At 70.5% G+C, this 15,085-nt stretch carries 12 protein-coding genes; 1 reads left to right on the top strand and 11 read right to left on the bottom strand.

Annotated features, from left to right (window positions below; all coding sequences use genetic code 11):
• Positions 1–48: 48 nt before the first annotated feature.
• The gene (gene lspA / locus ACFVVO_RS21190) at positions 49–684 is read right to left on the bottom strand and encodes a signal peptidase II (protein WP_390056963.1); all 636 of its coding nucleotides are present in this window, start codon (positions 682–684) and stop codon (positions 49–51) included.
• Positions 685–751: 67 nt separating this feature from the next.
• Positions 752–2,389 (bottom strand): TraR/DksA C4-type zinc finger protein, encoded by a 1,638-nt coding sequence (locus ACFVVO_RS21185; protein ID WP_390056962.1) that lies wholly within the window; start codon positions 2,387–2,389, stop codon positions 752–754.
• A gap of 602 nt (positions 2,390–2,991) precedes the next feature.
• On the opposite strand from ACFVVO_RS21185, the gene ileS reads away from it, so the two are divergent.
• On the top strand, positions 2,992–6,168 hold the full coding sequence (gene ileS, locus ACFVVO_RS21180; RefSeq protein WP_390056960.1) for an isoleucine--tRNA ligase: 3,177 nt from the start codon (positions 2,992–2,994) through the stop codon (positions 6,166–6,168).
• 209 nt (positions 6,169–6,377) lie between these two features.
• Here the strand turns inward: ileS and ACFVVO_RS21175 are convergent, their stop codons facing one another.
• The 9 genes from ACFVVO_RS21175 to ftsW all read right to left on the bottom strand — a co-directional run bounded on the left by ACFVVO_RS21175 (position 6,378) and on the right by ftsW (position 15,081).
• The gene (locus tag ACFVVO_RS21175; RefSeq protein ID WP_390056959.1) at positions 6,378–7,616 is read right to left on the bottom strand and encodes a DivIVA domain-containing protein; all 1,239 of its coding nucleotides are present in this window, start codon (positions 7,614–7,616) and stop codon (positions 6,378–6,380) included.
• 55 nt (positions 7,617–7,671) lie between these two features.
• On the bottom strand, positions 7,672–7,959 hold the full coding sequence (locus ACFVVO_RS21170) for a YggT family protein (protein WP_143636437.1): 288 nt from the start codon (positions 7,957–7,959) through the stop codon (positions 7,672–7,674).
• Positions 7,960–8,008: 49 nt separating this feature from the next.
• Positions 8,009–8,650 carry a cell division protein SepF gene (locus tag ACFVVO_RS21165; protein WP_351670509.1) on the bottom strand — a complete coding sequence of 214 codons (642 nt, stop codon included), beginning with the start codon at positions 8,648–8,650 and terminating at the stop codon, positions 8,009–8,011.
• 127 nt (positions 8,651–8,777) lie between these two features.
• Positions 8,778–9,545 carry a YggS family pyridoxal phosphate enzyme gene (locus ACFVVO_RS21160; protein ID WP_390056956.1) on the bottom strand — a complete coding sequence of 256 codons (768 nt, stop codon included), beginning with the start codon at positions 9,543–9,545 and terminating at the stop codon, positions 8,778–8,780.
• A 6-nt stretch (positions 9,546–9,551) separates the two neighbouring features.
• Entirely contained in the window at positions 9,552–10,316 is a 765-nt protein-coding gene (pgeF, locus tag ACFVVO_RS21155) for a peptidoglycan editing factor PgeF (protein WP_390056954.1), read from the bottom strand.
• On the bottom strand, positions 10,313–11,524 hold the full coding sequence (gene ftsZ / locus ACFVVO_RS21150) for a cell division protein FtsZ (protein WP_390056952.1): 1,212 nt from the start codon (positions 11,522–11,524) through the stop codon (positions 10,313–10,315). The genes pgeF and ftsZ overlap by 4 nt, the downstream gene beginning before the upstream one ends.
• A gap of 279 nt (positions 11,525–11,803) precedes the next feature.
• Positions 11,804–12,598 carry a cell division protein FtsQ/DivIB gene (locus tag ACFVVO_RS21145; RefSeq protein ID WP_390056951.1) on the bottom strand — a complete coding sequence of 265 codons (795 nt, stop codon included), beginning with the start codon at positions 12,596–12,598 and terminating at the stop codon, positions 11,804–11,806.
• 26 nt (positions 12,599–12,624) lie between these two features.
• Positions 12,625–13,713 carry an undecaprenyldiphospho-muramoylpentapeptide beta-N-acetylglucosaminyltransferase gene (murG, locus tag ACFVVO_RS21140; RefSeq protein WP_390056949.1) on the bottom strand — a complete coding sequence of 363 codons (1,089 nt, stop codon included), beginning with the start codon at positions 13,711–13,713 and terminating at the stop codon, positions 12,625–12,627.
• Positions 13,714–13,719: 6 nt separating this feature from the next.
• Positions 13,720–15,081, bottom strand: coding sequence for a putative lipid II flippase FtsW (ftsW, locus tag ACFVVO_RS21135; protein ID WP_390056948.1), 1,362 nt, complete (start codon positions 15,079–15,081; stop codon positions 13,720–13,722).
• Positions 15,082–15,085: the final 4 nt, after the last annotated feature.

Raw genomic sequence — 15,085 nt, 5'->3', positions numbered from 1 at the left:
GCGGTCCCGAACAAACCTGTGGACAGCGGCCCCGCGCAGGGGCCGGTCTCAGCCCTTGTGGACGGTGCCGTCCGGGTCCAGACCGCGGAACGACAGCAGCACGATCAGGATGCCGCCGCACACGATCGCCGAGTCGGCCAGGTTGAACACCGCGAAGCCCTTCGGCGCGATGAAGTCCACCACCTCGCCCTGGAAGACGCCTGGCGCCCGGAAGACGCGGTCGGTGAGGTTGCCGAGCGCACCGCCGAGCAGCAGGCCGAGCGCGATCGCCCAGGGCAGGCTGTAGAGCTTGCGGGCGAGGCGGACGATCACCACGATCACCGCGGCCGCGATCAGCGTGAAGATGATCGTGAAGGCGGCTCCGAAGCCGAAGGCCGCGCCCGGGTTGCGGATGGCGTGCAGCTCCAGCCAGTCCCCGATCACCTGGATGGGCGCGTGGTGCTCCAGCTTCGCCACCACCAGCATCTTGCTGATCAGGTCGAGGGCGTAGGCGAACACGGCCACCGCGAACAGCACGGCGATCCGGCGCCCGCGTCCGCTCCGCTGCCGCGCCGGCGCCATCTGCTCGCCGGTCCCGGGCGTACCGGACGCGTCGGACCCGGCGGGTGCTTCGGCCGCGGCCGTCCGCTCGCCGCTGTCGTCCGGGGTGTCCGGCGTACCGATGATGCGCTCCGCCTCTGCCACGTGAGTCCCTCAACCTAGGTGCCTGACTGAGGACGAGAGTACGGCACGCCCCCGCCGGCCCCGGCGCTCAGGAGCGGCGTTCCTGTTTCTGCTTGCACTCCACGCACAGGGTGGCCCTCGGGAACGCCTGCATACGCGCCTTGCCGATGGGATTGCCGCAGTTCTCGCACAGTCCGTAGGTGCCCGCGTCCAGCCGTTCGAGGGCGTGCTCGTTCTGGGTCAGCATCTCGCGCGCGTTGGCGGCAAGCGCCATCTCGTGCTCGCGCGTGATGTTCTTGGTGCCGGTGTCGGCCTGGTCGTCGCCGGCACCGTCGCCGGAGTCGCGCATCAGGCCGACGAGGGCGTTCTCGGACGAGCTGATCTCGGTGCGCAGCCGGTCCACCTCGGTCGACAGCTCGGCACGGGCCTCGGCGACCTCCTTGGGGGTCCAGGGGTCCTCGCCCGGGCGTACCGCGAGATCGCCGGGGTCCGCCGCGGCGAGCCGCGCCTTGGGAACGGCGCTCTGCTTCGCCGTGGCCGTGCCAGGAGTCTTCTTCGCAACCACTGTCGTGGCTCCCGTCTGCTTCGCGGTCCGCGCCGCGCCCGCCTTCTTGGCCGTGCTCTTGCCTGCCGCCTCCGAGGAGGGGCCCTCGGTGGCCGTCCGCTCGGTGACGGCCCCTTCCCCGCCCGCCTTTCCGGCGACCACCGCGTGCGCGGCCGCTTTCCCGGCACCCGCCTTCCCGGCGGCCGCGTCCTTACCGGCCGTGCCCTCGACGGCAGATTCCTTCCCTCCCGCGTCCTTCCCGACCACTTTCCCGGCGACCGCCTTCTGCACGGCCGCCTCCTCACCGGCCGTTCCCTTCGGAGCCTTTACTCCGACCGCCGTGCGCTTCCGGGCCGCCTCCCTGCCGGCCGCGTGCTTCCCGGCCGCCTCCTCACCGGCCATGCCCGCCTCAGCCGTGCCCTCGGGAGCCGCCTCCTCGACCGCCGTGTGCTTCCGGGCCGCCCTCCTCCCGGCCACATCCTCGGCCGCCGCCCTCGTAGCCGCCGCCGACCTGGCCGGCTGCTCCACGCTCGTGCTCTCGGTGCCCGTCTTCTTCGCCCTCGTCTTCTTCGCGTCCGTCCTGTCCGCGGCCGCCTTCTTACCGGCCGCTTCTTTGGCAGCGCCGGCCGGCTTCCTGGACGTGGCCTTCTTCGTGGCGGCCCCCTCCGTGGCGGCCAACTCCTTGGCGGGCCCCTCCTTGGCGGCCTTCTCCCTGGAGGCGCCTTGCTTGGCAGTCCCCGTCTTCGCCGCCGTCTTCCTGACCGCCGTTTTCGTGGCGCCGCCCTCGGTGGCCGCGACCTTGGCCGCCGCGTTCCTCGCGGCCGTCTTCCGGGCCGGCGCCTTCTCCGTCACCGTCCCGGCCGATGTCACCTCGGCCGGAGCCTGCCCGGCCGATGCCCGCTTCTCGGTGGCCGCACCGGGCTTCGTGCCGCCGCCGGCCGGCGCAGGACTCCTTCCCGCCTGCGTGGACGCGGGCGTACCGGCGGGCGCCGCCGCGTGGTGCCGCTTCGAGCCCGCCGCCGGTGCCCGGGCCGTCTTCACCGGCCTCGCCCGTCCGGCCGCTACGGAATCCGCGCGCGTGGTCTCCCTGCCGCCGGCTCCCTCGGCCCCGCCGCCGGAGGCGGCCGCGCCAGTGGAGCGGCCGGACACCGGCTGCTGTTCGGCGGTCTTCTTCGCCACCATGGCCGCGGCCCCTTCACATATTGTGATCTTGCTCGCGAATCGTGCTGGGACGATAAATCGACTTGAGTCCCGCGGCAACGGGGCACACCGCCCGATTCGCCCGCCGGCATCCCCCGAGCAGCGGACCTGCAACCGTTGTGCCCAGCTCCCCGCCGGGTAATCCGCGAAGCGGAGCGCGCCACGGCGCGGGCGCCTCCCCCCTCGCCATTCGGGTCATCCCGCCCGCTCCCCTCCCCGCCCGCTCACGCGCGCGGGAAAAGCGGTCGGCCGCTGTCCGCGCGGCGCCGTACACTGGGCGGAGCGAGAAGCATGGATGGGGACGAGTAGCGGCGTACGCAGCGCAGAGCGACCCGGGGACGGTGTGAGCCCGGGGGCGAGCGCGACGTGAAGATCACCCCGGAGCCGCCGGAAGAAAGCCGTGGCAGCCGCCACGGCGAGTAGAACCGGCTTCGCGACCCCAATGAGGGGGCTCACCGGCGTGTACGGCGCGGCGGGGAGCCAAGGAGGGTGGTACCGCGGGAGCGCGCCGCACACGGCGTGGACAGGAAAGAGCTCTCGTCCCTCCGACGGAAGGCAGCAAGTCCGTTGGAGGATGCTCGCAGATGACAGCGCCGACGTACCGCCAGGTGCCCGCCCAGGTCGACCTGCCCGCGCTCGAGCACGCCGTGCTCGACTTCTGGCGTGAGCAGAAGATCTTCGCCAAGAGCCTGGAGCAGTCCGAGGGGCGCCCCGAGTGGGTGTTCTACGAGGGCCCGCCCACCGCGAACGGCATGCCCGGCGCCCACCACATCGAGGCCCGCGTCTTCAAGGACGTCTTCCCGCGCTTCCGCACCATGCGCGGCTACCACGTGGCCCGCAAGGCCGGCTGGGACTGCCACGGCCTCCCGGTGGAGCTGGCCGTCGAGAAGGAGCTCGGCTTCTCCGGCAAGCAGGACATCGAGGCGTACGGCATCGCCGAGTTCAACGCCAGGTGCCGCGAGTCGGTGACCCGGCACACCGACGCCTTCGAAGAGCTCACGACCCGCATGGGTTACTGGGCCGACCTCCAGGACCCGTACCGCACGATGGACCCCGAGTACATCGAGTCCGTCTGGTGGTCGCTGAAGGAGATCTTCGACAAGGGTCTGCTGGTCCAGGACCACCGTGTCGCCCCCTGGTGCCCACGCTGCGGCACCGGCCTGTCCGACCACGAGCTGGCGCAGGGCTACGAGACGGTCGTGGACCCGTCCGTGTACGTCCGCTTCCCGCTCACCTCCGGTCCGCTGGCCGGCGAGGCCGCGCTCCTGGTGTGGACGACGACCCCCTGGACCCTGGTGTCCAACACCGCGGTCGCCGCGCACCCCGAGGTCACCTACGTCGTCGCCACCGACGGCCAGGAGAAGATCGTCGTCGCCGAGCCGCTCGTCGCCAAGGCGCTCGGCGAGGGCTGGGAGACCACCGGCCAGACCTTCACCGGCGCCGAGATGGAGCGCTGGAGGTACCAGCGCCCCTTCGAGCTGGTCGAGTTCCCGAGCGTCGGCGAGGGAACCGATGGGCACAGCCCGGAGCCGGCGCACTACGTGGTGAACGCCGAGTACGTGACCACCGAGGACGGCACGGGTCTGGTCCACCAGTCCCCCGCGTTCGGTGAGGACGACCTCAAGGTCTGCCGCTCCTACGGCCTGCCCGTGGTCAATCCGGTCCGCCCGGACGGCACCTTCGAGGAGGACGTCCCGCTGGTCGGCGGCGTCTTCTTCAAGAAGGCCGACGAGAAGCTCACCGAGGACCTCCTGCAGCGCGGCCTGCTCTTCCGGCACCTGCCGTACGAGCACAGCTACCCGCACTGCTGGCGCTGCCACACCGCGCTGCTGTACTACGCGCAGCCGTCCTGGTACATCCGCACCACCGCGATCAAGGACCGTCTGCTCCAGGAGAACGAGAAGACGAACTGGTTCCCGGACACGGTCAAGCACGGCCGGTACGGCGACTGGCTGAACAACAACATCGACTGGGCGCTGTCCCGCAACCGCTACTGGGGCACCCCGCTGCCCATCTGGCGCTGCGAGGAGGGCCACCTCACCTGCGTCGGCTCGCGCACGGAGCTGTCCGAGCTGACCGGCACCGACCAGTCGAACCTCGACCCGCACCGGCCGTACATCGACGACGTCACCTTCGTCTGCCGCCACGAGGACTGCGGCCGGACGGCCACGCGCGTGCCGGAGGTCATCGACGCCTGGTACGACTCGGGTTCGATGCCGTTCGCGCAGTGGGGCTACCCGTACAAGAACAAGGAACTGTTCGAGGCCCGCTACCCGGCGCAGTTCATCTGCGAGGCCATCGACCAGACCCGCGGCTGGTTCTACACGCTGATGGCCGTCGGCACGCTGGTGTTCGACAAGTCGTCGTACGAGAACGTCGTCTGCCTGGGCCACATCCTCGCCGAGGACGGCCGCAAGATGTCCAAGCACCTGGGCAACATCCTGCAGCCGATCCCGCTCATGGACCAGCACGGCGCCGACGCGGTGCGCTGGTTCATGGCGGCCGGCGGCTCCCCGTGGGCGGCCCGCCGCGTCGGCCACGGCACCATCCAGGAGGTCGTCCGCAAGACGCTGCTGACGTACTGGAACACGGTCGCCTTCCAGGCCCTGTACGCCCGCACCTCCGACTGGGCGCCGTCCGCGGCCGACCCGGCCCCGGCCGAGCGTCCGCTGCTGGACCGCTGGCTGCTGTCCGAACTCCACGCGCTCACCGACCAGGTGACCCAGTCCCTGGAGGCGTACGACACCCAGCGGGCCGGAAAGCTGCTGTCCGCGTTCGTGGACGACCTGTCGAACTGGTACGTCCGCCGCTCGCGCCGCCGCTTCTGGCAGGGCGACAAGGCGGCGCTGCGCACGCTGCACGAGGTGCTGGAGACGGTCACCAAGCTGATGGCGCCGATCACCCCGTTCATCACCGAGCGGGTGTGGCAGGACCTGGTGGTGCCGGTGAGCCCGGGCGCCCCCGAGTCGGTCCACCTGGCGACCTGGCCCGAGGCGGACCTGTCGGCGATCGACCCGGAGCTGTCGAAGCAGATGGTCCTGGTCCGCCGCCTGGTGGAGCTGGGCCGTGCCACGCGCGCGGAGTCGGGCGTCAAGACCCGCCAGCCGCTGTCCCGGGCGCTGATCGCCGCCACCGGCTTCGCGGCCCTGGACCGGGAGCTGCACGCGCAGATCACGGAGGAGCTGAACGTCTCCTCGCTGGCGTCCCTCTCCGAGGTCGGCGGTTCGCTGGTCGACACGACGGCCAAGGCCAACTTCCGTGCCCTGGGCAAGCGGTTCGGCAAGCGGGTGCAGGACGTGGCCAAGGCGATCGCGAACGCGGACGCGGCCGCGCTGTCCCTCGCCCTGCGCGCGGGCACGGCGTCGGTTGAGGTCGACGGGGAGACGGTCACCCTGGCCCCCGACGAGGTGATCATCACGGAGACCCCGCGCGAGGGCTGGTCGGTGGCCTCCGACTCCGGTGCCACGGTGGCGCTGGACCTGGAGATCACGGAGGAGCTGCGGCAGGCGGGCCTGGCCCGTGACGCGATCCGGCTGATCCAGGAGGCCCGCAAGAACAGCGGCCTGGACGTCGCCGACCGCATCGCGCTGCGCTGGACCTCCACGGACCCGGCGGTCGTCGCGGCTCTCTCGGAGCACGCCGGTCTCATCGCCGAGGAGGTCCTGGCGACCGACTTCGCCCAGGGCGAGGCCGACGCCGGCTACGGCGAGCCGTTCACGGACGAGGGCCTGTCCCTCACCTTCCGGCTCCGCAAGGCGTAGTCGCCGGAGAGTACGAAGGCCCGGTCCCCACTGCGGGGCCGGGCCTTCGGCGTCCCGGAAGGCGGGGCGGAAAGGCGGGACGGAGGGCGGGCTCCCGAGACGGACCCCGGTGCGTCAACACGCGTAAAAAGGGCGGGCCCCCGGACCGAAGTCCGAGGGCCCGCCCTGAACGCTGCCGACGCCGTTGTCGTACTAGTGGCCGCGGCCCGTCAGTTGTCGTCCTCGTCGATCAGGAACCCGCGCATCGGCGAAGGCGCCTGGCCCATCGGGGACGGACCCTGCGGACGGACCGGAGCCATGGGCTGGGTCATCGCGGGGGTCATCTGCTGCTGGCCGCCGTAGGACGGGGCGGACGGCGCCTGAGAACCACCCATCCCCTGGTTGCCTCCGTAGGACGGAGCACTCGCGCCGGCCGGGGCCATGGAGGGCGCCGGGGACGGCGGAAGCGAGGCGGTGGCCGGAGTGCGCGGCGGCGCCAGGGAGTCGTCGGCCTGGGTCTCCAGCTGACGCAGCTGGGACTCGAGGTACGACTTCAGACGCGTGCGGTACTCGCGCTCGAAGCCGCGCAGGTCCTCGACCTTGCGCTCCAGCGTGGCGCGGGCGGACTCCAGGGAGCCCATCGCGACGCGGTGCTTCTCCTGCGCGTCCCGCTCCAGCGCGTCGGCCTTGGCACGGGCGTCACGCTCCAGACCCTCGGCGCGGCTGCGGGCCTCGCCGACGATCTTGTTGGCCTCGGAACGGGCCTCGGCGATCGCCTGGTCGGCGGTCTGCTGGGCCAGCGAGAGGACTCGGGCGGCGCTGTCGCCACCGGGGCCCTGACCGGGGCCGCCCATCGGACCGCCCATGGGGCCGCCCATCGGGCCACCCATCTGCTGCTGCATGGGCGGCTGACCGCCCATGTGGCCCTGACCCATCGGACCCTGGCCCATCGGACCCTGACCCATAGGACCCTGACCCATCGGACCCTGACCCATAGGACCCTGGCCCATCGGACCCTGACCCTGCGGGCCACCCTGACCGCTGGGACCGGCGGGCAGCTGCGGGGCACCGCTCGGCAGCTGGGGCGGACCACCCATGGGGCCACCCATCTGCTGCTGCGGCGGGCCCGATATGCCGGCGGGCACCGGCGCGCCGGGACCTCGCATCCCCTGCTGAGGCATGCCGCCCTGCTGAGGCATCCCACCCTGCTGGGGCATCCCGCCCTGCTGGGGCATTCCGCCCTGCTGCTGGTCCTGCTCCGGAGGCTTGCGCATGTTCTGCTGGTTCTGGGCAGCAGCGCGCGTGGCCGCGGCCAGTTTGGCGCGCAGGTCCTCGTTCTCGCGGAGCAGTCGCGTCAGTTCGGCTTCGACCTCGTCGAGGAAGGCATCGACCTCGTCCTCGTCATAGCCTTCTCGGAGGCGGACGGTCGTGAACTGCTTGTTCCGCACGTCCTCGGGGGTCAACGGCATCTCTTCACCTCAACGTAGTCATCGGCAGTCGGCAAGACCGTATCGTCCATCCTCATCACACAAATCTCTGTGCGACGGAGATGAGGATCCAGACGATGATCATCAGTACGAAGAAGGACAGGTCGAGCGCCACGCCCCCGAGACGCAGCGGCGGGATGAACCGCCGCAGAAGCTTCAGCGGTGGATCGGTGACAGTGTAGGTGGCCTCCAGGACGACCACCATCGCCTTGCCGGGTTGCCACGAGCGGGCGAACTGGAAGACATAGTCCATGACCAGCCGGAAGATGAGCACGACGAGGAACACCATCAGCGCGATGTAGATCACCTGCGCGAACACGCTCATGGCCTGACTTTCCCTCTCCCCTGTTCCATGCTTTTCCCGGTTGTACGTCTCAGCTCTGGTTGAAGAACCCGCCCTCTGCGATGCGGGCCTTGTCCTCCGCCGTGACATCGACGTTAGCAGGAGACAACAGGAACACCTTCTGCGTCACCCGCTCGATGCTGCCGTGAAGACCAAACACCAAACCGGCCGCAAAGTCGACAAGTCGCTTCGCGTCTGTGTCGTCCATCTCAGTCAGATTCATGATCACCGGGGTGCCCTCACGGAAGTGTTCCCCGATGGTACGGGCTTCGTTGTACGTCCGCGGGTGCAGCGTGGTGATCCGGTAAGGCTCCCGCTCGGACACGACCTTGGGCATGATCACGGGTGCGTTCTTCTCCAGGGACTGGCGTTCTTGTGTGATGGATGCCACGGGCGCGATACGCGCCGGGCGCCCGGATTCCGCGGCTAGCGAAGTCGAACGGGCCACCGGCTCGCGCGGCGCGGGCGGTTGCACGATTCGCACCTCTTCGTCCCTTTGGGACTGATGCGCACCGTGCGACTGGTGTGACACCTCATGCCGTCGGTGGTCCCGGTCGAGTTCCGGGTCCAGCTCGGGCTCGAAGTCGTCGTCGGGGTCGAATCCGCGGCCGTCGTACCCATCGTCCTCCACGAGGCCGAGGTAGACCGCCATCTTGCGCATCGCGCCGGCCATTCTCTGAGTCCTCCGCTCTGTGGTGGATCGACTGCGACTGCCAAGTGCCCGCGATCCACGTGGTCTTTGTGCCCGCTTTCACGGACATTGACCATATTTTCTGCTGTGGTCCGACTTCCTGGCGACGTTACCCGAGCCTGGGGCGGACTCCGAGTACCGCAGTGCCGACGCGCACATGTGTCGCTCCGGCCGCCACGGCCTGCTCGAGGTCCGCACTCATCCCTGCCGACACCATGGTTGCAGCCGGATGGGCCCTGCGCAGGTCAGTCGACAAATCCATGAGCCGCTCGAACGCCGCCTGTTCGCGTCCCGCGTACTCCCCGGTGAGCGGTGCGACGGTCATCAGACCTTCGAGCCGCAGGCCCGGTGACCCGGCCACGAGGCCGGCCAACTCCTCGATCCCGCCCGGCGCGACACCGCCACGCCCACCCGTCTCCCACTGCCGCCCCTCCAAGGAGCTTCGCGGCTCTCCCGATTCCCGGCCGCTCTCCCCCGCGTCCAGCGCGACCTGGATGAGGCATCCGACCTCGCGCCCGGCGCGGCCCGCCTCCTTCGACAGTGCGGTGACGAGCCGGGCCCGGTCGATGGACTGCACGAAATCGGCATAACCAACCACGGAACGGACCTTGTTGGTCTGCAACTGGCCGACGAAATGCCATTTCAGCGGCAGATCCGCGCAGGCGGCCGCCTTCGGCGCCGCGTCCTGGTCGCGGTTCTCGGCGACGTGGCGCACACCGAGTTCCGACAGGATGCGCACATCGCTCGCCGGGTAGGTCTTGGTGACCACGATCAGGGTCACCTCCTCCCGCTCGCGCCCGGCCGCCACGCACGCGGCGGTGATGCGCTGCTCCACGTTCGCCAGGTTCGCGGCGAGTTCGGTCTTACGGTCCGTCATGCCCCATCAGTCCAGCCAGACATAGCCCGCGAGCCGCCCGGTGGTGCGGTCGCGACGGTACGAGTAGTGATCGCCCGACTCCAGCGTGCACACCGGGGACTGCGCGCGGTCGCGCACCCCGAGCCGCTCGAGCTGGGCGTGCACTCCGGCGCTCACGTCGACCGCCGGAGTGCCCCAGCCGGTTTCGGCGTGCGCCGCCGGCTCGACCGCGGCCACCTCGGCGCGCATCGCCTCCGGCACCTCGTAGCACCGGCCGCAGACGGCCGGTCCGGTGCGGGCGGTGATCCGCTCCGCCTCGGCGCCGAGCTCGACCATGGCCCGTACGGCGGCGGGGACGACCCCCTTGATCATTCCCGGCCGGCCGGCGTGGGCGGCGGCCACGACCCCGGCGACCGGGTCGGCCAGCAGCACCGGCACGCAGTCGGCGGTGAGGACCGCGAGCGCGAGCCCCCGGCGCGCGGTGACGATCGCGTCGACCTCCGGCACGGCACTCCCCCCCTCTCGGCTTCGCTCGAGCGGGGGGACCTCCATGCCCCAGGGCGCGTCCACGACGGCCACGTCGGCCCCGTGCACCTGGTTCATCCAGACGACCGCGTCGGGGCCCAACCCGAGCGACTTCGCCGCCAGCTCCCGGTTCGCCCGTACTGATCCGGGGTCGTCGCCGACCGCGCCGCCGAGGTTGAGCTCCTCATACGGAGCGGCGCTCACCCCGCCCCACCGGTCGGTGAAGGCGAAGTGCGCGCCGCTCACGCTCTCGCGCTGTCCTATCACTTCAGGAAGTCCGGAACGTCCAGCTCCTCGGCCGCGCTGTCCGCGTAGGTGCGCGGCGCGGGCGGGACCGACGGGGTGACCGGGATCTCGGCCACCGGTTCGGGCGCCGGCTCCGGCTCCTCCTTCGGCGTCACGCTGCCGAGCGAGCCGAAGGACGGGCGGCTCTCCGGCTGCCGCGCCGGAGCGGGCTCGTCGCGACGGGGCGCGGACGAGCCCGAGGCGGAGGTGGAGCCGAGGACGTTGTCCCGGCGGGCCGGCGGCTGACCGCCGTCGAAGCCGGCCGCGATCACGGTGACCCGCACCTCGTCGCCGAGGGCGTCGTCGATGACCGCGCCGAAGATGATGTTGGCCTCGGGGTGTGCGGCCTCGCTGACCAGCTGGGCGGCCTCGTTGATCTCGAACAGACCGAGGTCGGAGCCGCCGGAGATGGAGAGCAGGACGCCCCGGGCGCCGTCGATGGACGCCTCCAGCAGCGGCGAGGAGATCGCCATCTCGGCGGCGGCCACCGCGCGGTCGTCGCCGCGGGCCGAGCCGATGCCCATCAGGGCAGAACCGGCCTCGGACATGACCGACTTGACGTCGGCGAAGTCGAGGTTGATCAGACCGGGGGTGGTGATGAGGTCGGTGATGCCCTGGACACCGGAGAGCAGGACCTGGTCGGCCGACTTGAAGGCGTCGAGGACCGAGACCTGGCGGTCCGAGATGGACAGCAGCCGGTCGTTGGGGATGACGATGAGGGTGTCGACCTCTTCGCGGAGTTCGGCGATGCCGTCCTCGGCCTGGTTGGCGCGGCGCCGGCCCTCGAAGGTGAAGGGGCGGGTGACCACGCCGATGGTGAGGGCGCCGAGGTTGCGTGCGATGTTGGCCACGACGGGCGCGCCGCCGGTGCCGGTGCCGCCTCCCTCTCCGGCCGTCACGAAGACCATGTCGGCCCCCTTGAGGACCTCCTCGATCTCCTCGCGGTGGTCCTCGGCGGCCTTGCGGCCGACGGCCGGGTTGGCTCCGGCGCCGAGTCCTCGGGTGAGTTCGCGGCCGACGTCGAGCTTCACGTCGGCGTCGCTCATCAACAGCGCCTGCGCGTCGGTGTTGATGGCGATGAACTCGACGCCCTTGAGACCGACCTCGATCATCCGGTTGATGGCATTGACACCACCGCCGCCGACACCGATGACCTTGATGACTGCGAGGTAGTTCTGCGGTGCTGCCACGTCGAAGGCCTCTCGCCTCGAATTACGTTGTCGCCGCCGGGCGGTTCCCCGCACCGGGACGACGGATGCCGAATGGGACGGTCCGTAGTGCCGACCCGAACCCTAACCCTGAAGTTTAGGGTTACCAGTGTGCCTGTTCCCTGAAGTCTTCTGAACAGGACACTAAGTCGACAAGTGGCGCCCGTTCAACGAACACGCCGAACCTCCCGTTTTTCTTTTCACCCTATGTGATCAGCCGTAGCAGTGCCCAACCAGGGTGCTGGCCTGCGCCGATACCCGTCAACTCCCCGATGAAGCAGGCGCGGTGGGCACACTCACGTCGAAGTGCCGGGCGCCGGGAGCTGCTTTCATGAGTGCTGTGAGGGCCCGTGCCTTGGCGCGGCCGTTCTCACCGCTACCCCAGGCGACCGTGCGGCCGTCGACCAACTCCACCGAGATGTCGTCGTAGGACCGGACTTGGACGGTCCGGGTCTCCTTCGCGACGGCGGCCGGGAGGACGCCGGCCACCCCCACCGCCTCGCGCACCAGACGGTCGGCGCCGAAGCGCCGGAAGCTCGCGGCGGCCGGGTCCGACCGGGACGCGGTCAGTTCCAGTAGCGGAACACCTTTCGGCGCCTGTGAAACCGTGGCGAAACGGACGCCCTCGTCGTCGACTTCGACGAAGTTCCCGGCTTTAGGGACAAGCAGCACCGGAGTCCGCTCGGTCACCTTCAGGCCGACTCCGTGAGGCCAGGCGCGAACGACCGAAACAGTGTCAATTCGGGGCAGTTTCTGGCGAAGCCGGGCTTCGACGGCACCCGTGTCGACGGAGACAAGCGGTGCCCCGACCGGCACGGAGGCGACCTCCCGCACATCGGCGGGGGTCAGCATCCGCGTGCCGGAGACCGAGACGTGCCGCACGCGCAGCCACGAGGAGCCGTACAACACCCAGGTGGAGCCCGCCCCGAGGAGCACCAGGGCGACGGTAAGAATGACGATCATACGAAGGCGGCGTCGCCTCAGCCGTCGCGCGGGCGGCGGGCCGGACGACTCCTGCTGGCGTTCACCGCGCTCCGCGGTAGTCGATCCGGCCACCCTCACTACCCTTTCGTCATATGGTCCTATCGGCGTGAGGCGATCGCCTCGTACACCATGCCGACGAGCAGCTCGTCGGCGTCCCGGCGGCCGAACTCGCTTGCCGCGCGGGACATCTCGTACAGCCGGTGCGGGTCCGCGAGCACGGGCAGGACGTTCTGCTGCACCCACTCGGGAGTGAGTTCCGCGTCGTCGACGAGGAGACCGCCGCCCGCCTTCACCACCGGCTGGGCGTTCAGCCGCTGTTCGCCGTTGCCGATGGGCAGCGGGACGTAGGCGGCCGGGAGTCCGACGGCGGAGAGTTCGGCGACGGTCATCGCGCCCGCGCGGCAGAGCATCAAGTCGGCCGCGGCGTACGCGAGGTCCATCCGGTCCAGGTAACTTACCGGGATGTAGGGCGGCATTCCCGGCATCTGCTGCACCTGCGGCAGTTCGTTCTTCGGGCCGACCGCGTGCAGGATCTGGATACCGGCCTGCTGCAGCCACGGCGCGACCTGCTGGACCACCTCGTTGAGGCGCCGGGCGCCCTGGGAACCGCCGGAGACGAGCAGGGTGGGCAGGTTCGGGTCCAGACCGAAGCGGGCGCGCGCCTCCGGACGGGCGGCGGCCCGGTCCAGGGTGGCGATGGTGCGGCGCAGCGGGATGCCGATGTAGCGGGCGTCGCGCAGCTTGCTGTCCGGAGTGGAGACGGCGACCCGTGCGGCGTACCGGGAGCCGATCTTGTTGGCCAGGCCCGGGCGGGCGTTGGCCTCGTGGATCACGATGGGCACACCGAGACGCTTGGCGGCCAGGTAGGCGGGCAGCGCGACATAGCCGCCGAAGCCGACCACGGCGTCCGCCTTGGTGCGCTCGAGAATCTGCTCGGCGGCCTTGATCGTGCCGCGCAGCCGCCCCGGGACGGTGATCAGCTCGGGGGTGGGCTTGCGGGGCAGCGGCACCGCGGGGATCAGCGCCAGCTCATAGCCGCGCTCCGGTACGAGCCTGGTCTCCAGGCCGCGCTCCGTGCCCAGGGCCGTGATCCCCACGGTCGGGTCCTGCCTGCGCAGGGCGTCCGCGAGGGCGAGCGCGGGCTCGATGTGGCCCGCGGTACCTCCGCCGGCAAGTACGACATGCACCGAAATTCACCGCTCTCCGGACGAGCGCGCCGCCGAGGCGCGCCGTCGCATCGTGTTCCATCTCCGAGGCCCCCGCTCGGCACCGGAGCCTCCTGCTCGCTTTCTACCAAAGCGAGGTTGCCGCATCGCAAGCGCCGCCCGCGCAGCGGGGTCCTCGCGCGCGAAGGCGATCAGCAACCCGATGGCGAACATGGTCGGCAGCAGGGCGGACCCTCCGTAGGAGAACAGCGGGAGCGGGACGCCGGCGATCGGCAGCAGACCGAGCACCGCACCGATGTTGATCACCGCCTGCGCGGTGATCCAGGTGGTCACGCCTCCCGCGGCGTACCTCACGAAGGGGTCCTCCGTGCGTCCGGCCACGCGGATACCCGCATAGCCTAGAGCCGCGAACAGGGCGAGCACCGACAGCGTCCCCGCCAGACCCAGTTCCTCACCGGTGACGGCGAAGATGAAGTCGGTGTGGGCTTCGGGCAGTTGGCCCCATTTCTCCACACTCGCACCGAGGCCGGAACCGAACAGTCCGCCGGAGGCGAGGGCGTAGATCCCGTGCACGGCCTGCCAGCAGTCGGCCACTCCGGACTTGGGCTCGGTGGCGCCGATGCAGGCCAGCCGGGCCATCCGGTTGGGGCTGGTCTTGATGAGCACGACACCGATCAGGCCGGCGACCGAGAGCACCCCGGCGAACAGCCGGGTCGGCGCCCCCGCGAGCCACAGCAGACCGAACAGGATCGCTGTGAGAATGATCGCGGTGCCCATGTCGCCGCCGAGCATGATCAGGCCCAGCAGCATGAAGGAGGCCGGCACCAGCGGCACCAGCATGTGCTTCCACTGGGTCAGCAGCTTGCGCTCCTGCTTGCGCGCGATCAGGTCGGCGCCCCACAGCACCAGGGCGAGCTTGCCGAACTCGCTGGGCTGGATCTGGAAGGAACCGCCGAGGGAGATCCAGTTCTGGTTGCCGTTGACCGCCATCCCTATCCCGGGCACCTGCACCAGGACCATCAGGAAGACGGCGCCCGCCAGGATCGGGTAGGCCAGCGCCCGGTGCAGCTTCACCGGCATGCGGGAGGCGACGAACATCAGCGCGCCGCCGATGAGCGCGGCGAGGAACTGCTTGCGGAAGAAGTACGAGCCCGGCAGCGACAGCTGCAGCGCGGTGATCTGGGAGGCCGAGTAGACCATCACCAGGCCCAGCACGGTGATCAGCAGGCTGCCGCCGAGGATCAGGTAGTACGCGGTCAGCGGCCGGTCCCAGGCCTTGCGGGCGCGCGTGTAGAGCCCCTGCACGGGATTCTCGCGTGCAGGACCGGGGGGCGCGGGGTGCCGGGACGCCCGCTGTACGGGCGGGCGGCCGGTACGGCTACCGGGCATGGGC

It is taken from the genome of Streptomyces sp. NPDC058145 (genome assembly GCF_042884245.1).
In the GTDB taxonomy this organism is placed as follows: Bacteria; Actinomycetota; Actinomycetes; order Streptomycetales; family Streptomycetaceae; genus Streptomyces.
The sequence above is the reverse complement of the archived record's forward strand: the minus strand, read 5'-3'. Positions and strand labels throughout refer to the sequence as shown.